The sequence below is a fragment of the Kitasatospora sp. NPDC057595 genome (genome assembly GCF_042800875.1).
Taxonomy (GTDB): domain Bacteria; phylum Actinomycetota; class Actinomycetes; order Streptomycetales; family Streptomycetaceae; genus Kitasatospora.
In genome coordinates this window covers 148,976-162,441 of sequence record NZ_JBHVGL010000012.1, presented here as the reverse complement: position 1 = coordinate 162,441, position 13,466 = coordinate 148,976, and the positions used below count along the sequence as shown (strand labels likewise).

The following is a 13,466-nucleotide window of genomic DNA, read 5'->3' as shown; positions in this document are numbered from 1 at the left end:
CAAAGAATGCCGTGCGAGCACGTGTTCGGTGCTCGGCGGACCGGGACTCTACCCGCCGGGACTGCGGAGCCACAATGGTTGTTGAGGATGTCGCTTCAAGGTTGTGTGGTTGACATGTGAACGGGGTCGGCGCTACCTGGGCGGGCTCCTGGGGTCTGAGTGACTGCGGACGGTGTTCGCGGCCTCACGCTGCGCGCCGGTGGTCGGTTCACTGCTTTCCCAGGAGATCGCACACCATCCAACTCGGCTGCCATTTCCCGTCGTTCAGGAATCGTCGGTCCCGTTCACCGCCACCCGCCCGCCCGGCGCCGTGACCCGGCGGGCATTTCCGCTGCTCGCGGCCCCGGTGGCCAAGGGCGGTCATTCGCGGGGGAATTGACTCCGGGCGCTGGGCCGACGGACCGATCGGACGCCGACGGATCGTCCGCCCGGCAACCGTTCACCGCCTCCCGCTGGTCACCGCGCCCGGTCGCCAGGGTGATCGCATGGACCCGACCTTCGCGGTCCACCCGTTCGGCATGGTCGAGTTCCTGCGCCGCATCGTCCAGGAGGACTTCGACGGGTGGGAGTCCTGGCCGACCAGCATCGCGGGGGAGCTGTGGGACTGCTCGCCGCCGACCTTCGTGCACTGGCGGGCGTGACCGGGAGGCCGGTGGGCCCGGCCGCCCGGTCACGCGCCGGCCGGTGCGTCAGCAGGAGAGGTTACCGCCGCCGGTGTCGGTGCCGAGGGCGCCGACGAACTTCTTGAAGAGGTTGATCCGGTCGTCGCGCTGGGAGGGGTTCTTGCCGTCGCACTCCAGCGCGCCGTTGATGGTTCGGATGGTCTCGCCGAAGCCCTTGTTGTTGACGATGGCGTCGTGCGCGGTCATCCGGCCGGCGCCGTTCTGGGTGTTCCAGAACCAGAGCGCGGTCTTCCAGGACACCGCCGGGTCGTTCTGGGCCAGGTTGGGGTTGTGCAGCAGGTCGATGCCGAGGGCGTCGCCCGCCGCCTTGTAGTTGAAGTTCCAGCTCAACTGCAGCGGTCCGCGACCGTAGTACGCGGACTGGCCGGCCGGACAGCCGTACGGCTGCGAAGAGTCGCAGTAGTGCGAGTAGTTGGCGGTGTTCTGCTCGACGACGAACTTCAGGCCGCCGGTCTCGTGGCTGACGTTGGCGAGGAAAGCCGCCGCCTCGCGCTTGCGGGTCGGGGTGTCGCCGGTGGCCGCGAACTTCGGGTAGGCGCTGAGCGCGTCGACCAGGCCGCGGTAGGTGTAGAACCCGTTCCGGTTCGGGAACAGCTGGTTGAACTGGGACTCGCTGACCACGAAGGAGCCGGCGGCGGAGGCCGGCGCCGTCTGGCCGGCCAGCGAGAGGGTGCTCAGCACGGCGGCCGAGGCCGCCACCGACAGGGCACGCAGAAGCTTCATCGTTCCTCGCACGGGTAGTCCGGGAATCCGGGAATCGGTTGGTGGGTCGGTGCTTCGAGAGCGAAGCGCCGGACTCCATCGTGGTCCCCGATTCCTGGAATCCTTGAGTCGTGCGGCCGCAAACCACCCCTTCGGGGCGTATTCGCGTTCACTGATCTGACGAAGGCTCAATGAACTTTTCCACCAAGCGAGTTGATGGAGATGCTGAGCATGCGGTGGGCACCTTCGCGGCAGTAGCATCCGTAGCCCCCCTTCACTCGTGAACGCGTGCGTGTGCGGCCGATCATGGCCGGTTTCCCGAGCGCGGGGCAGACGGGCGGAATGCGGGTGCCTACGCTGGGCGACCATGTCTACCCCCACTTCGGCGATGAGGCGTGTGCGCCTCATCGCCGCACTGACGTTGTTCCTCGGCCTGCTGGGCTTCGGCCAGCAGGCCTTCGCCGCGGCCTCGCCCGTGCCGGCGCCCGTGTCGGCGCCCTCCTTCGCGCTGAGCCTGGACGACACCACGCTCACGCCGGGCCAGAACGGCGCGCTGTCGGTGACCTTCACCAACCGGCAGACCGGCCCGGTCACCTTCCTCTACACGACGCTCGTCGCCTCCGAGGCGGGCTCGCCGATCGCCGGCGCGCGCCGCGAGTTCACCGGGTGCACCGGTGCGAGCTGGTGCGAGGTCGCGCCCATGACGGTCCGCTTCAACCTGGTCTCACCGACGGTCCCCATCGCGCCCGGTGAGAGCCGTACCGTGACCCTGCCCTACCACTTCACGGCCGACTCGGACTGCACCATCGGCGCCCGCATGGACTTCCGCATCTACTACTTCTACTACGAGTACGGCTCGAACGGCACCTACCAGGGCAGCGAGTTCCCCGATCCGCCCGTCTTCAGCTCCCTCGTCTGCCCGACCGCACCGTAACGCCGCCCCCGCCCGCAGGACCGGTGGCACGCGGAGCGGGGAGCCGGCCGGCTCCCCGCTCCGCGGCCGCGGCCGACCTCAGGCGGTCATGAACTCCCGCACCCGCAGGGCGCGCTTGACGATCCGGACGTCGCCGATGTGCCCGTGGAACACCTTGTCCAGCACACCCGCGTACGCGTAGCCGCCCAGCATCCACGGCCGGCCCAGCGTCGCCAGCCCCACGGCCGGGGTCGACGGGTTGCGGGCCACCTCGCAGCCGTCGACGTACATCCGGCTGAGCTTGCCGTCGTTGACGACCGCGACGTGCCACCACCGGTCCAGGGGCAACTGGTGGCCCCAACAGGTCGACGCCCCGGTCTGGTTGAGCGGGTAGACGCACCACTGCAGGGCGGGCGCCTCGGAGAGGCTGAGGGTGACGACGGGCTCGTCCGCGTCCGTGCCCGGGCCGCTGCGGCCCGCCTCGCTCGCCGTCCCCCACCGGCTGAGCAGGGCGGACCAGCGGCTCTGCCCGGAGTCCCAGTCGGCGGGCAGCTTGCAGAAGGCCTCGACGGTGAAGCCGCGCTCGAAGGTCTCCCGGTTCAGCGGCGCGGTGGGCGCGGTCTCCAGGTAGCCGCCGCGCACCGGCGAGCGGGTGCCCTTGAACAGCAGGCTGCCGTGGCCCGGCTGGTCCGGGTGGTGCTCGGCGGACCAGGTGAGCGCGCCGTCGGGCGTGCCCGGGGCGCTGCGCCAGAGCAGGTCGTTGCCCTGCCCGGTGAGGTCCTTGACGACCTGCTGCGGGGCGAGCGCCGTGCCGTCGCCGCCACCGCCGTCGAAGCGCCAGTACGCCACCGTGTCCCGGACCAGCAGTTCGGCCGCCCGGCGGGCCGGGCGCTGCGGGACGGGCGCGAAGCCAGCGAAGCGCCGGTCGAAGTCGATCGCGAGCGAGAAGCGGTCCACGTCCGAGGTCAGCTCGACCTGCTGCGCTGCCAGGGTGTTGCGCTCCTCGGCCGCGATCTCCTGGATCCACGGCGAGAAGGTCGACACATCGATGGTGTTCCGGTCCAGGTCGAAGCGGTACGCCCGGATCATCGCGGCGCCGCCGTAGTAGCGGTCCTGGTAGTTGGTGATGTGGACGTGCACGTCGTGGCCGGCCTTGTTGCGCAGCACGGTGCGTCCGGGCGGCCAGTAGTGGCCGTTGACGGTGAGGAAGATCTGGTCGTTGCCGCTGATCAGCCGGTCCCAGAGCTTCTTGCCGTAGCCGGACAGCTCGGCCCGGCCGGCGTCGTCGGCGTACGCCAGGTCGTGGGTGGTCAGGATCACCGGCACCTTGGGGTTGGCGGCGATCACCGCGTTGGCCCAGGCGAAGCCGGCGTCCGAGAGCCGCCAGTCCAGCGAGAGCAGCATCCACGGGCGGCCGCCCGCCGTGAAGACGTGGCAGGTGTTGTACCCGTCCGGGCTGGAGCCGTGGTAGCCGGAGGTGCGGGCGGCCCGCGCCTTGCCGAAGGTCTCCAGGTACGGGGTGCTGCCGCGCTGGTCGTCGGTCGAGGAGCGGACGTCGTGGTTGCCGGCGAGCACGCCGTAGGCCGCGCCGGCGTCGTCGAGCCGGCCGAACACCTTGGAGACGGCGGCGAACTCGGCGGGCAGCCCGTTCTCGGTGACGTCGCCGAGGTGGGCCAGGAAGACGATGTTGTCGTCCGTGCCGTCCTCCCGGTTGACCCCGCCGTCGAGCACGTAGCGGATCGAGGCCTCCACCGGCGCCGGGTGGATCCGGTCCTGGTCGAACAGGTACTGGGTGTCCGGCATGACGACGACGGTGAACCGCCGGGCGTCCGGGTCCGGCTGCCAGCGCCCCTTCTTCGCCTTCTCGGCCTTCTCCGCCTTCGCCGGCTTTGCCGCACCGTCCGCCTTCGCCGGGTCCGCCCCGGGCTCGGCCGCCTGAGCGGGCCCCGCGCCGAGCAGGCCGAGTCCCACCGTCCCGACCCCGGCCCCGAGGAGGCCCGCCCCGCGCAGGAACCGGCGCCGGCCCGCCGCCGCCGGCCCGTCCCCGTCGAGGTCGGCGGTCCGCGGGCACCCGCACTCGTGCCCGGACTCGTGGATGTCGTGCATGTTCGCTCCCGAAGTGGTGTGGGCCACGACGGTAGGGACCGGTTCTGGTCGGAGATCATCGACCGGGCCACACGCCGCTGAACAGCGGTGGAACCCGACGGGCGCCGTGGGGCCGGGCTGAGGGTTCATCGGTCGCTGGGCGTAGGTCCCGCGCCGCAGGCGGGGCGCGGGTCGGCGTGGTTAGGGTCGGGTCTCATGGAGAGCACGGGAATTGTCCGCCGCGAAACGGCGGAGCGTAAGCGCGAGACCCTGGAACGGCTCGTCACCGAAAGGGATGTCTGGGTGTCGACGGCCCACCCCGACCACGGGCCGCACCAGGTGCCGCTGTGGTTCCGGTGGGACGGTCAGGCGGTGTGGGTGTGCACCGGTGCCACGTCCGTGACCGTGCGGAACGTGCGCAAGGAGCCGCGCGTGCGCCTCGCGCTGCCGGACACCGCCGACGTGATCATGCTCCAGGGCGAGGCGCAGTGCTTCCCGGACCACGAGGTCCCCGCGGCCGCGGCGGCGGGCTTCCTGGAGAAGTTCGGGTGGGACCCACGGACGGAGGAGAGCCCGTATCTGTACATCCGGGTGGTCCCGAGCACGGTGCGGGCCTGGCGCGGCGAGCGGGAACTGCGCGGGCGCGTCATCATGCGGGACGGAGTGTGGCTGGAGTAGCGGGGTCCGCGCCGCCCGCCGTACGCGCTCGCGCGCGGGGGCCGGGAAGGTGTGCGGGGTTCCCGCTGTTGGCCGGTGCGACAGACCGTCCGAATCCGGCCTTCCTGGGAGAAAGTGTGCTGCTGCTCGACCTCCACACCGTTCCGCCACGTGAGCGCGTGGAGGCGTTCCGTCATGCGTTGACGGACTCGTTGGTGCCCAACGACATCGCCCACGAGGAGGGGGAGACCGGGATCCACGCCCGCATGGAGCTCTGGCAGGTCGGCGGGCTGAACCTCTTCGCCACCCGGAACTCGGGCTTCGAGGTCCGGCGGACGGCCCAGCACGTCCGCCACCACCGGGAGAGCCCCGTGGTCTCGGTCTCGCTCCAGCCCCTGGGCGTGCACCGGGCCGAGGTCGCGGGCCGGCGGGAACTCCTCGGGTCCCACGACATCTGCGTCTTCCACGAGCTGTCGCCCCGCACGTACGGCTGGTCCGGGGACGGCGCCTCCCAGGCCCTCATGTTCGACATGGACCGCCTCGGTGTGCCGGTGGAGACGGTGGAGCGGGCGTCCCTGCGCTTGCGCGCCAGCCCGCTGCACGGCCTGGTGCTGCAGCACCTGCGGGGCCTGTGGCACGATCCGGGCCGACTGGAGGCCGACCCCGGCGCGGAGGCCCTGGCGTCCGCCACCACGGAGCTGGTGCGCGCGCTGCTGCTCTCGGCCGCGCACGTCGAGGAGAGCGTCGAGGTCAGGTCGACGATGGACGAGACCCTGCTCACCCGGGTCATGGCCTACGCGCGGGCCCACCTGGCGGACCGTGACCTGACGCCGGAGCGGATCGCGGCGGAGCACGCCGTCTCGATCCGCCGCCTCTACACCCTGCTCGGCGCTGCGGGCATCAGCCTGGAGCAGTGGCTCATCGAGGAGCGGCTCGGGAAGGCTCGGCGCATGCTCGCCTCCCCGCGGTACGACCGGCTGACCGTCGCCGCCGTCTCCGCCCGCTGCGGGTTCAGCAGCCCGAGCCACTTCAGCCGCCGCTTCCGGGCGGCCCACGGGGTGTCCCCGAGCGAGTGGCGGCGGCTCCGTGGCGTGGTGGCGTCTCCGCCACGAGGCTGAGTGCCGACCCTCACGCTGCGGACAGGGACAAGAACCGTGCACCGTGGGGCATCGCGGTGGTGCCAGCGTGTCCTGAGAACGAACGGGACAGCGAGCGCGAACGGGGACCGCCATGACCGAACGGTGGCTGCGGGCCCCCTGCGGCAGTACCGCGCTGCAGGCGCTGATCGAGGACCTCGCGGAGTCGCTCCGGCGGTCCGTGACCCTGGTCGACCCCTCGGTCAGGCGGATCTGCTCCAGCCGCCACTTCGACGACGCGGACCCGGTCCGCGTCCACAGCCTGCTGTACGGACAGGCATGCGGCGAGGTCGCGCGTCATGTCCTGGACCAGGGCGTCGCGCGGTGGTCGAAGCCGGGGTTCCTCGACGGCCGGGACGATCTCGGCCTGCTTCCCCGCTACTGCGTGCCGCTGCGCGAGCGCGGCCACTTCTTCGGCCTGCTGACGGTCATCGCGCCGGAGGGCCGGCTGACCCCGGAGGAGAGCGAGGCGATCGCCCGGGTGACCCCCGCCGTCGTCGGCCAGCTGTACGCCGACCGCCTCGCGGCCGAGGAGGAGAGGACCGGGCACCAGGAGCTCCTGCTGTCGCTGCTGGGCCCGGACGCCGCCACGCGCGCCGGGTCCCGACAGCGGCTGCTCGACGACGCGCTGCTTCCGGACGCCCCCCACGCGGTGGTCGGCGTGGTGCGGGTGAGGCGTTCCCAGCTGTCTGCCGGGCAGGTGACGACCGCGCTCCACGGCGCCCTGGAGGACCTCGGCCGCACCCGGTCGGTGAGCGCCGCCTTCGCGGTCTCCTCGCACCGGGCCGTCCTGCTCCAGCTCGCCGACCGGCCGCTGACCCAGGGCGCCCTCCGGGAGCAGTCCGCGCGCCTCCTGGACGCCCTCGGCACCCGGCTGGGCGCCTCGGCCGAGCCCGTCATCGGCATCGGCGGCCGACAGACGGGCCTCACCGGCGCGCGGACCTCCTACGAGCAGGCGCTCGTCGCGGTGCGCGCGGCACGCCGGATGCCCGGACTGGAGGGCATCGGCTCCTGGGAGGACCTCGGCGAGTTCGCCGTGCTGCTGCAACTGCCGGACCACGCCCTGAACGAGTCACTGCTCCCGAGGCCGCTGCGCACCCTCCTGGAATCGGGCAACGGGCCCCGGCTGGAGGAGACCCTGCGGTGCTTCCTCGACCACGCCGGGTCGATGCCCAGGACCGCCGAAGCGCTCCGGGTCCACCGCACCTCGCTGTACTACCGGCTGCGGCAGATCCAGGAGATCACCGGACTCGACCTGAACAACGGCGCGGACCGCACCACCCTGCACCTGGGCCTGCGCATCCGCGAACTCCTGTTGTCTGTCGGGCCGCGCCACACCACCGACGGCTCCCATCGGGCCCAAGCCGCCTGACGGCGCTCCGTGTCGAGGGAGGCGGTGCCGCGTCAGCCGGCCATGCCCTGCTGCTTGTCCTTCACGGCCCGGCGGCCCCGGCCCGTCTCGACCTTGGACCTGGCCGCCGCGAGCCCCCGGGCGGCGTGGAAGGCCGTCACAGGGTCGGCGCGGTCGGTCCAGGGCGCGGCGCCGCACCACGGGCCGAGCCGCCGGAACTCGTCGAGCGCCGCGTCCCACATCCTCGCCCGGACCAGGTGGTGGGCCAGCAGGTGCCGCAGCGGCGGGAGGTACGGGTCGTGCTCGGGTACCAGCGCGAGTGCGTTCGCGGCGGTGGTCAGCCGTCGGCGTTCGAACAGGGCCCTGAACGGTTCCTCCCGGGGGCGGGCCTTCCCCCGCTCGTACAGCGCGTGCAGCATCAGGCCCGCCAGCGGGCTGCCCGTGGGCGCGTTGCGCACCGCGCGGCGGGCGAAGCGCATCATGGCACACCCCCGCCCCGCATGTGATCGCCGGGAGTCCCTGGCCGTCTCCTCGCCGGCCTCCCGTAGGGTGGGCTGACCGATCGTCACCATGAAGGACGCGCAAGGAAGAACGGATCGATCGATGAATCCGCACCGCTCGATCGCCGCCTGGTCGGCCGGTCTTCTCGCGAGCGTCCTGCTCAGTGCGTGCGGCGGAGCGCCCGAGCCCCGCCCGGCGTCGCCGATCGACGGGCGCACCTACTCCGCGCTGCAGACTTTGGAATCGGCGCTCGGGGAACAGGGGCGTGCGGACTTCAAGGACACCTTCGGCGCACTCCAGCTGGACCCGGCCGGGCGGCACGTCATCCTCTTCGCGACCGACGAGGGCCGGGCGCGGACCCTGATCGAAGCGGCTGCGGCGGCGCACCCGGGCATCGAGACGTCCCACACGCTCATCCGGAAGTGCCGGTACTCGCGAGGAACGGTCGACCCCGCGCTCGACCGGATCGCGGAGGCGGCCGAGTCGAACAGGCTCCCGGGTCCCGTCCACTCCGTCGCCATGCTTCCGGACGGATCCGGCATCAAGGTCGCCACCACGAAGGCGGGCGCGACGTCGAAGGAGCTGAAGGATGCCGTCGCCGAGCTGGCCGCCGGCATCAGCGTGTCGTACGAGGAGAGCCCGCCGATCGTCAGCCTCGACGCCACCGCCACGATGAGCCGACCGACGTAGGAGGCCGACACCCGCCTTCTGTAGGGGTTTCGGGCGTGGGAAGTCGGCCCGTCCGACTTCCCGTGCGCGGCGCGGGGTCAGTCGTTCCAGGTGATCGCGGTGGCGGTGGCGGTCACGATCAGCCAGAGGAGGACGGGGAGGGCGGGGAGGAGACCGGATGGCAGGGGCAGCCACATGAAGGCCATGCCGCTGAGGAAGGCCAGGCCGGCGGCGGCGCCGCCGACGGTGGCGAACCGGGCCGGGCTCGGGCCCAGCCGGGGCCAGGACAGGCCGTGGGAGGTGAGTGCGGTTCCCAGGCCGACCAGGAGGACCATTCCGAAGTAGACCGTGACGGACGGGTGCGGGGTGTTGACGTGGTGCCCCCGGTAGGCGATCGCGGCCACCCGCCCCCGGAAGACCGTCAGGTCCACGGTCGCGCCGATCTCCACGTCCTCGTAGAGGGCCTTGCCGACCTCGTAGCTGCGGGTCGGAGCCGCCTCGCGCACCACGGTCAGCCTGTGCTCCTTCTCGGGGTCGTCGGCGGAGGGGCCGGAGCCGCGGTGGACGGCCTTGGCCGTCACCTTGCCCGGTTCGTGCCGCACGCAGCGCGCGTCGGGCCCGTGCGCCTCCGCCGTGCTGCACGGCGGGGCGGCGCGGTAGGCGTTCATTCGCATGTCGGCGTCGGCGAACCAGGCGAAGCCGAGAGCGGTGGCGGTCAGTCCTGCCAGGACGAGCAGGGCCGGTATCAGCCGGCGGGCGGCGGGTCCGGAGAGCCGGAACCGGCCCGGAGGCGTCGTTTTCCTGATTCGAGAATTCATGGCAACCCCCTGGGGGAATGGTCCCAGGGAAGCCGTCGGCGGGGGAGCGGAACGAAGGAAGCCGTGGCGGGGATTTCGATGTTCCGCGGTTCGGGGGTCAGCCCAAGGTCCTTGCCAGGTGGGAGAGTTGGCGCAGCCCGGGGGCGAACGCCGATTCGGGGGTGTTGCCGTACCCCAGGACGAGTCCGTTGGGGGCGGTGTCGGGGTTCAGGGAGTGCGGGGACAGCGGCCGGGGGGCCAGCCGGTGGCGGCGGGCGGCGTGGGCGAGCGCCCGGTCGGGAACGTCCGGTGGCAGTCGTACGGTCAGGTGCATCCCGCTGTCCCCGCCGGTCACGGTGTGCGGCACGTCGAAGTGTTCGACCAGCGCCGCCCTGAGCACGTCGCGCCGGCGGCGGTAGAGGCGGCGCATGCGGGCGAGGTGCCGGCCGTACTGGCCGCTCTCCATGAAGTGCGCGAGGGCGAGTTGCTCGTGGCGGTGCCCGCCGCGCAGCAGCTCGTCCACCACCGGCGCCGCCCGGCCGACCAGTTGCTCGGGCAGCACGAGGAACCCCAGCCGCAGGGAGGGGAAGAGGGTCTTGCTGAAGGTGCCGACGTAGAAGACCGGCGCGGCGGGCGTCAGGCCCTGCGTGCAGGCGAGGGGTTCGCCGCTGTGGCGGAACTCGCTGTCGTAGTCGTCCTCGATGATCCAGGCGCCGTGCCGTCGGCACTTCTCGATCAGGTCGAGGCGCCGGGCCGCAGTGAGGACCGCGCCCGTCGGGTACTGGTGCGCGGGGGTGGTGCAGACGAGGCGGGGCGGGCGGGCCGTCCAGTCGGACGCGGAGGTCCGCAGTCCGTCCGCGTCGACCGGGACGGGGACGACGGTCAGGTCGCCGCCGACGAGCGCGGTCTGCGCGCCCCGGTAGCCCGGGTCCTCGACCCAGGCGATGTCCCCCGGGTCGGTGACCAGCCGCACGCACAGCGAGAGCGCCTCCTGCGCCCCTTCGGTGATGACGACCTGCTCCGGGGCGCAGCGCATGCCGCGGGCGAGCGCGAGGTGGCGCAGGACGGCCGTCCGCAGGGCCGGTTCGCCGCGCGGCGGGCCGTACCCCAGCAGCTCGGTGCCGCCCCGCAGGAGCACCCGGTCCAGGGAGCGCCGCCAGGCCGCGAGGGGGAACTGGGCCAGGGCGGGAACGCCCGAGGCGAAGGCGAAGGAGTCGACGCCGCCGGGGTCGCGGTTGCGGATCCGCTCGGCACGCCGCCCCAGGGTCGCCGGGGCCGGGTGCGCGCGGTCGGCCGGCTCGGGGCGGGCCAGTGCGGCGACCCGGGTGCCCTGCCGGCTGGGCTCGATGTATCCCTCCGTGCCCAGCACGTCGTAGACGAGCGTCACGGTGTTGCGCGACACCCCGAGGCCCTCGGCCAGGGCGCGCGAGCCCGGCAGGCGGCTGCCCGCCGGGAGCCGGCCGTCGAGGACGGCGGCCCGCAGGCGGTGCAGCAGCTGCTTCTGCAGGGAGTCCCCGCCGCGCGTGCGGGACAGCGGTTCGTGGAGCAGGAAGTCGAGTTGCGGCCCGAGGGTCTCACGTCGTGGCTCCATGGAACGACCGTACCGTGGACCTTATCGAGGGTCCACACGGTCCCTAGCCTGGAAGGACCGGCACACCAGGAGAAGAACATGTCCGCACGTCCCAACGAATACGGCCAGCCCGTCGGCCACCCCCTGCCCGGCTGGACGGCGCGCCCGGCGCCCGCCCGGGTCACCCTTGAGGGCCGCTTCTGCCGGGTGGAACCCCTGGACGCGGACCGCCACGCCGACGACCTGTACGCCGCCTACGCCCTCGCGGCGGACGGCGCGGACTGGACGTACATGACGTCCGGCCCGTTCGACGACCCGGCCGACTACCGCGCCCACGTGACGGCGGAGACGCGGGCGGACGACCCCCTGCAGTACGCGGTCGTCGACCCGCGCACCGGGCGGGCCGTGGGCACCCTCGCCCTGATGCGCCAGGACCCGTCCAACGGCGTCGTCGAGGTCGGCAGCGTGACCTTCTCCCCGCTGCTGAAGCGGACCCCGCTGTCCACGGAGGCCCAGTTCCTGCTGATGTCCTACGCCTTCGACGGGCTCGGCTACCGCCGCTACGAGTGGAAGTGCGACAGCCTCAACGAGCCCTCGCGCAGGGCGGCCGTGCGGCTGGGCTTCACCTTCGAGGGGATCTTCCGCCAGGCCGTGGTCTACAAGGGCCGCAGCCGCGACACCGCCTGGTACTCCGTCGTCGACACCGAGTGGCCGCAGGTCGGCGGGGCGCTGCGGCGGTGGCTCTCGCCCGACAACTTCGACGGGGAGGGCCGGCAGAAGCGGTCCCTTTCCGACCTCCGCGCCGCCGCGGGGGACCTCAGCGGAGAGCCGCCCGCGCACCGCGCAAGCACCAAGTAAGCATGCACCACGTAAGGAAAGAGCACCACATGACCACGAACGCCCCGACCGTCCGCCCCCTCGCCGCAGCCGACGAAGCCCGCTGGCGCGTGCTGTTCCGCCAGTACCGTGCGTTCTACCGGCTGGAGGAGTCCGAGGAGGTCGTCTCCCGCGCCTGGGCCTGGCTGACGGATCCCGGGCACGAGTGCGACGCCCTCGTCGCGGAGGTCGACGGAGCCGTCGTCGGATTCGCGCACCACCGCCCCGTCCCCTCCCCGTACACCGGGACGACGGGCCTCTTCCTCGACGACCTGTTCACCGATCCCGAGGCCCGGGGCCGGGGCGTCGGACGGGCGCTCATCGAGCAGCTGCGCGCACTCGCCGCCGCCGAGGGGCGAACCTTCGTGCAGTGGGTCACCGCCGAGGACAACCACCAGGCCCAGGCGCTGTACAACTCCCTTGCCGAGCGTACGACCTGGGTCACGTACGAGACCGGCGTCTAGGGCGGAGACCGCCCGCTGCCCGCTGCGGCGGGCAGCGGGCGGTCTGAACGGGTGGGTTGCGGTCGGCCGGGCAGGTGAAGAGCCGCAGCGCCCACCTGCGCGCCCGTGCCGGCTGACCGCCGCGCCACCGTCCCGGGCTCAGGCCAGATCGCCGCGCGGGTCCAGGACCCAGTGGTTGGACCGGATGACCCGGTCGCCGAAGGGCGTGTCCTGCTCGCCCAGGAGGCGGAAGCCCAGCGTGCGGCAGATGCCGTTGGACGGGGCGTTCGTCGTCGCCGGGTAGGCGTGCACGAGCCCCCACCGGCCGTCCTCGCGGGCCTGCTCCAGCAGGGTGTGGACCGCCCGCTTGCCCAGCCCCCGCCCCTGGAACTCCGGCAGCACCATCCACCCGATCTCGGTGGTCCGCTCGTCCCCGCTCCCCTGCATCCACAGGTTCACGGCCCCGGCGACCACGTCCGGCGCCGCCGCGTCGGGCACGATCATCTTGATCCAGTCCGTGCCCGCCGCCACCCGCTCGATGTCCCGGCCCACCCTCGACGCCATTCCCTCCCGGGGCTGCGGACCGCCCAACTCGGCCATCATGAGCGGGTCGCACCGCATCCGGACGTAGGCGTCGACGTCGCCGTGCCCGACATCGCGAAGCAGCATCTGTGATCACCTTTCAGTCGTGAACGCGCCCCTACCGCACCGATCATGGCACTGATCGGCAGGCGGTTCCGGTGACCTTCCGCTACGCGACGAGGTGCCCCACCGAGGCCACCGGGCCGTCCCGGCGGGGCGCGGCCGGCGTCAGGGGAGCAGGGACTTCCTGCGGAAGTCCGTAGGGGGGCATGCCGTAGGCGTCGCCGGGACCGGACAAGCGATCGGTCAGCTACGTGTTCACCAGTGGCGGCCTCGCCCCGCTCTCCTGCGCGTAGGTGAGGCATCCGCAGCGGTCTCGGGCGTGGGGAGTCGGGTGGGCCGCCTTCCCCCCCCCCGGGGTGGGGGGGGGTGCGGACATACCGCCGGGGGCCGGGGGGGGCCCGGGGGTGTTAACCCCGGGGGGGGCCGGGGGGGCCCCCG

General features: G+C 72.6%; 14 protein-coding genes. 8 read left to right on the top strand and 6 right to left on the bottom strand.

The features are described 5' to 3' along the window. Positions 1 to 485 precede the first annotated feature (485 nt). Positions 486 to 641 carry a hypothetical protein gene (locus tag ACFU9E_RS19760; RefSeq protein ID WP_380684386.1) on the top strand — a complete coding sequence of 52 codons (156 nt, stop codon included), beginning with the start codon at positions 486 to 488 and terminating at the stop codon, positions 639 to 641. Positions 642 to 689: 48 nt separating this feature from the next. Here the strand turns inward: ACFU9E_RS19760 and ACFU9E_RS19755 are convergent, their stop codons facing one another. Beyond that, positions 690 to 1,406 carry a chitinase gene (locus ACFU9E_RS19755; protein ID WP_380690239.1) on the bottom strand — a complete coding sequence of 239 codons (717 nt, stop codon included), beginning with the start codon at positions 1,404 to 1,406 and terminating at the stop codon, positions 690 to 692. Positions 1,407 to 1,752: 346 nt separating this feature from the next. On the opposite strand from ACFU9E_RS19755, the gene ACFU9E_RS19750 reads away from it, so the two are divergent. After that, a complete protein-coding gene (locus ACFU9E_RS19750; protein WP_380690241.1) occupies positions 1,753 to 2,319 on the top strand; it encodes a hypothetical protein in 567 nt (188 codons plus the stop codon). 78 nt (positions 2,320 to 2,397) lie between these two features. Here the strand turns inward: ACFU9E_RS19750 and ACFU9E_RS19745 are convergent, their stop codons facing one another. Beyond that, the gene (locus tag ACFU9E_RS19745; RefSeq protein WP_380685368.1) at positions 2,398 to 4,404 is read right to left on the bottom strand and encodes a LamG-like jellyroll fold domain-containing protein; all 2,007 of its coding nucleotides are present in this window, start codon (positions 4,402 to 4,404) and stop codon (positions 2,398 to 2,400) included. 195 nt (positions 4,405 to 4,599) lie between these two features. Here ACFU9E_RS19745 and ACFU9E_RS19740 point away from each other — a divergent pair, with 195 nt between their 5' ends. From ACFU9E_RS19740 to ACFU9E_RS19730, 3 genes are all read left to right on the top strand, one after another. Next, complete coding sequence (locus ACFU9E_RS19740) at positions 4,600 to 5,061, top strand: pyridoxamine 5'-phosphate oxidase family protein (protein ID WP_380685370.1); 462 nt, start codon at positions 4,600 to 4,602, stop codon at positions 5,059 to 5,061. Between the two features lie 116 nt (positions 5,062 to 5,177). Beyond that, entirely contained in the window at positions 5,178 to 6,158 is a 981-nt protein-coding gene (locus ACFU9E_RS19735) for a helix-turn-helix domain-containing protein (RefSeq protein ID WP_380715207.1), read from the top strand. A gap of 112 nt (positions 6,159 to 6,270) precedes the next feature. Continuing rightward, a complete protein-coding gene (locus ACFU9E_RS19730) occupies positions 6,271 to 7,548 on the top strand; it encodes a PucR family transcriptional regulator (protein WP_380685372.1) in 1,278 nt (425 codons plus the stop codon). 32 nt (positions 7,549 to 7,580) lie between these two features. On the opposite strand, the gene ACFU9E_RS19725 is transcribed toward ACFU9E_RS19730, so the two are convergent. Continuing rightward, a complete protein-coding gene (locus tag ACFU9E_RS19725; protein WP_380685374.1) occupies positions 7,581 to 8,009 on the bottom strand; it encodes a hypothetical protein in 429 nt (142 codons plus the stop codon). A 121-nt stretch (positions 8,010 to 8,130) separates the two neighbouring features. Between ACFU9E_RS19725 and ACFU9E_RS19720 the strand changes: the two genes are divergently transcribed. Beyond that, a complete protein-coding gene (locus ACFU9E_RS19720; protein ID WP_380685376.1) occupies positions 8,131 to 8,718 on the top strand; it encodes a hypothetical protein in 588 nt (195 codons plus the stop codon). A 77-nt stretch (positions 8,719 to 8,795) separates the two neighbouring features. On the opposite strand, the gene ACFU9E_RS19715 is transcribed toward ACFU9E_RS19720, so the two are convergent. Beyond that, the gene (locus ACFU9E_RS19715; protein WP_380685378.1) at positions 8,796 to 9,515 is read right to left on the bottom strand and encodes a hypothetical protein; all 720 of its coding nucleotides are present in this window, start codon (positions 9,513 to 9,515) and stop codon (positions 8,796 to 8,798) included. A gap of 97 nt (positions 9,516 to 9,612) precedes the next feature. Next, positions 9,613 to 11,085 carry a PLP-dependent aminotransferase family protein gene (locus tag ACFU9E_RS19710; RefSeq protein ID WP_380685381.1) on the bottom strand — a complete coding sequence of 491 codons (1,473 nt, stop codon included), beginning with the start codon at positions 11,083 to 11,085 and terminating at the stop codon, positions 9,613 to 9,615. 78 nt (positions 11,086 to 11,163) lie between these two features. Here ACFU9E_RS19710 and ACFU9E_RS19705 point away from each other — a divergent pair, with 78 nt between their 5' ends. Then, positions 11,164 to 11,922, top strand: a complete 759-nt coding sequence (locus tag ACFU9E_RS19705) for a GNAT family N-acetyltransferase (protein ID WP_380685383.1) — start codon at positions 11,164 to 11,166, stop codon at positions 11,920 to 11,922. 29 nt (positions 11,923 to 11,951) lie between these two features. Next, complete coding sequence (locus ACFU9E_RS19700) at positions 11,952 to 12,404, top strand: GNAT family N-acetyltransferase (RefSeq protein ID WP_380685385.1); 453 nt, start codon at positions 11,952 to 11,954, stop codon at positions 12,402 to 12,404. A 138-nt stretch (positions 12,405 to 12,542) separates the two neighbouring features. On the opposite strand, the gene ACFU9E_RS19695 is transcribed toward ACFU9E_RS19700, so the two are convergent. Then, positions 12,543 to 13,052 (bottom strand): GNAT family N-acetyltransferase, encoded by a 510-nt coding sequence (locus ACFU9E_RS19695; protein WP_355367867.1) that lies wholly within the window; start codon positions 13,050 to 13,052, stop codon positions 12,543 to 12,545. Positions 13,053 to 13,466: the final 414 nt, after the last annotated feature.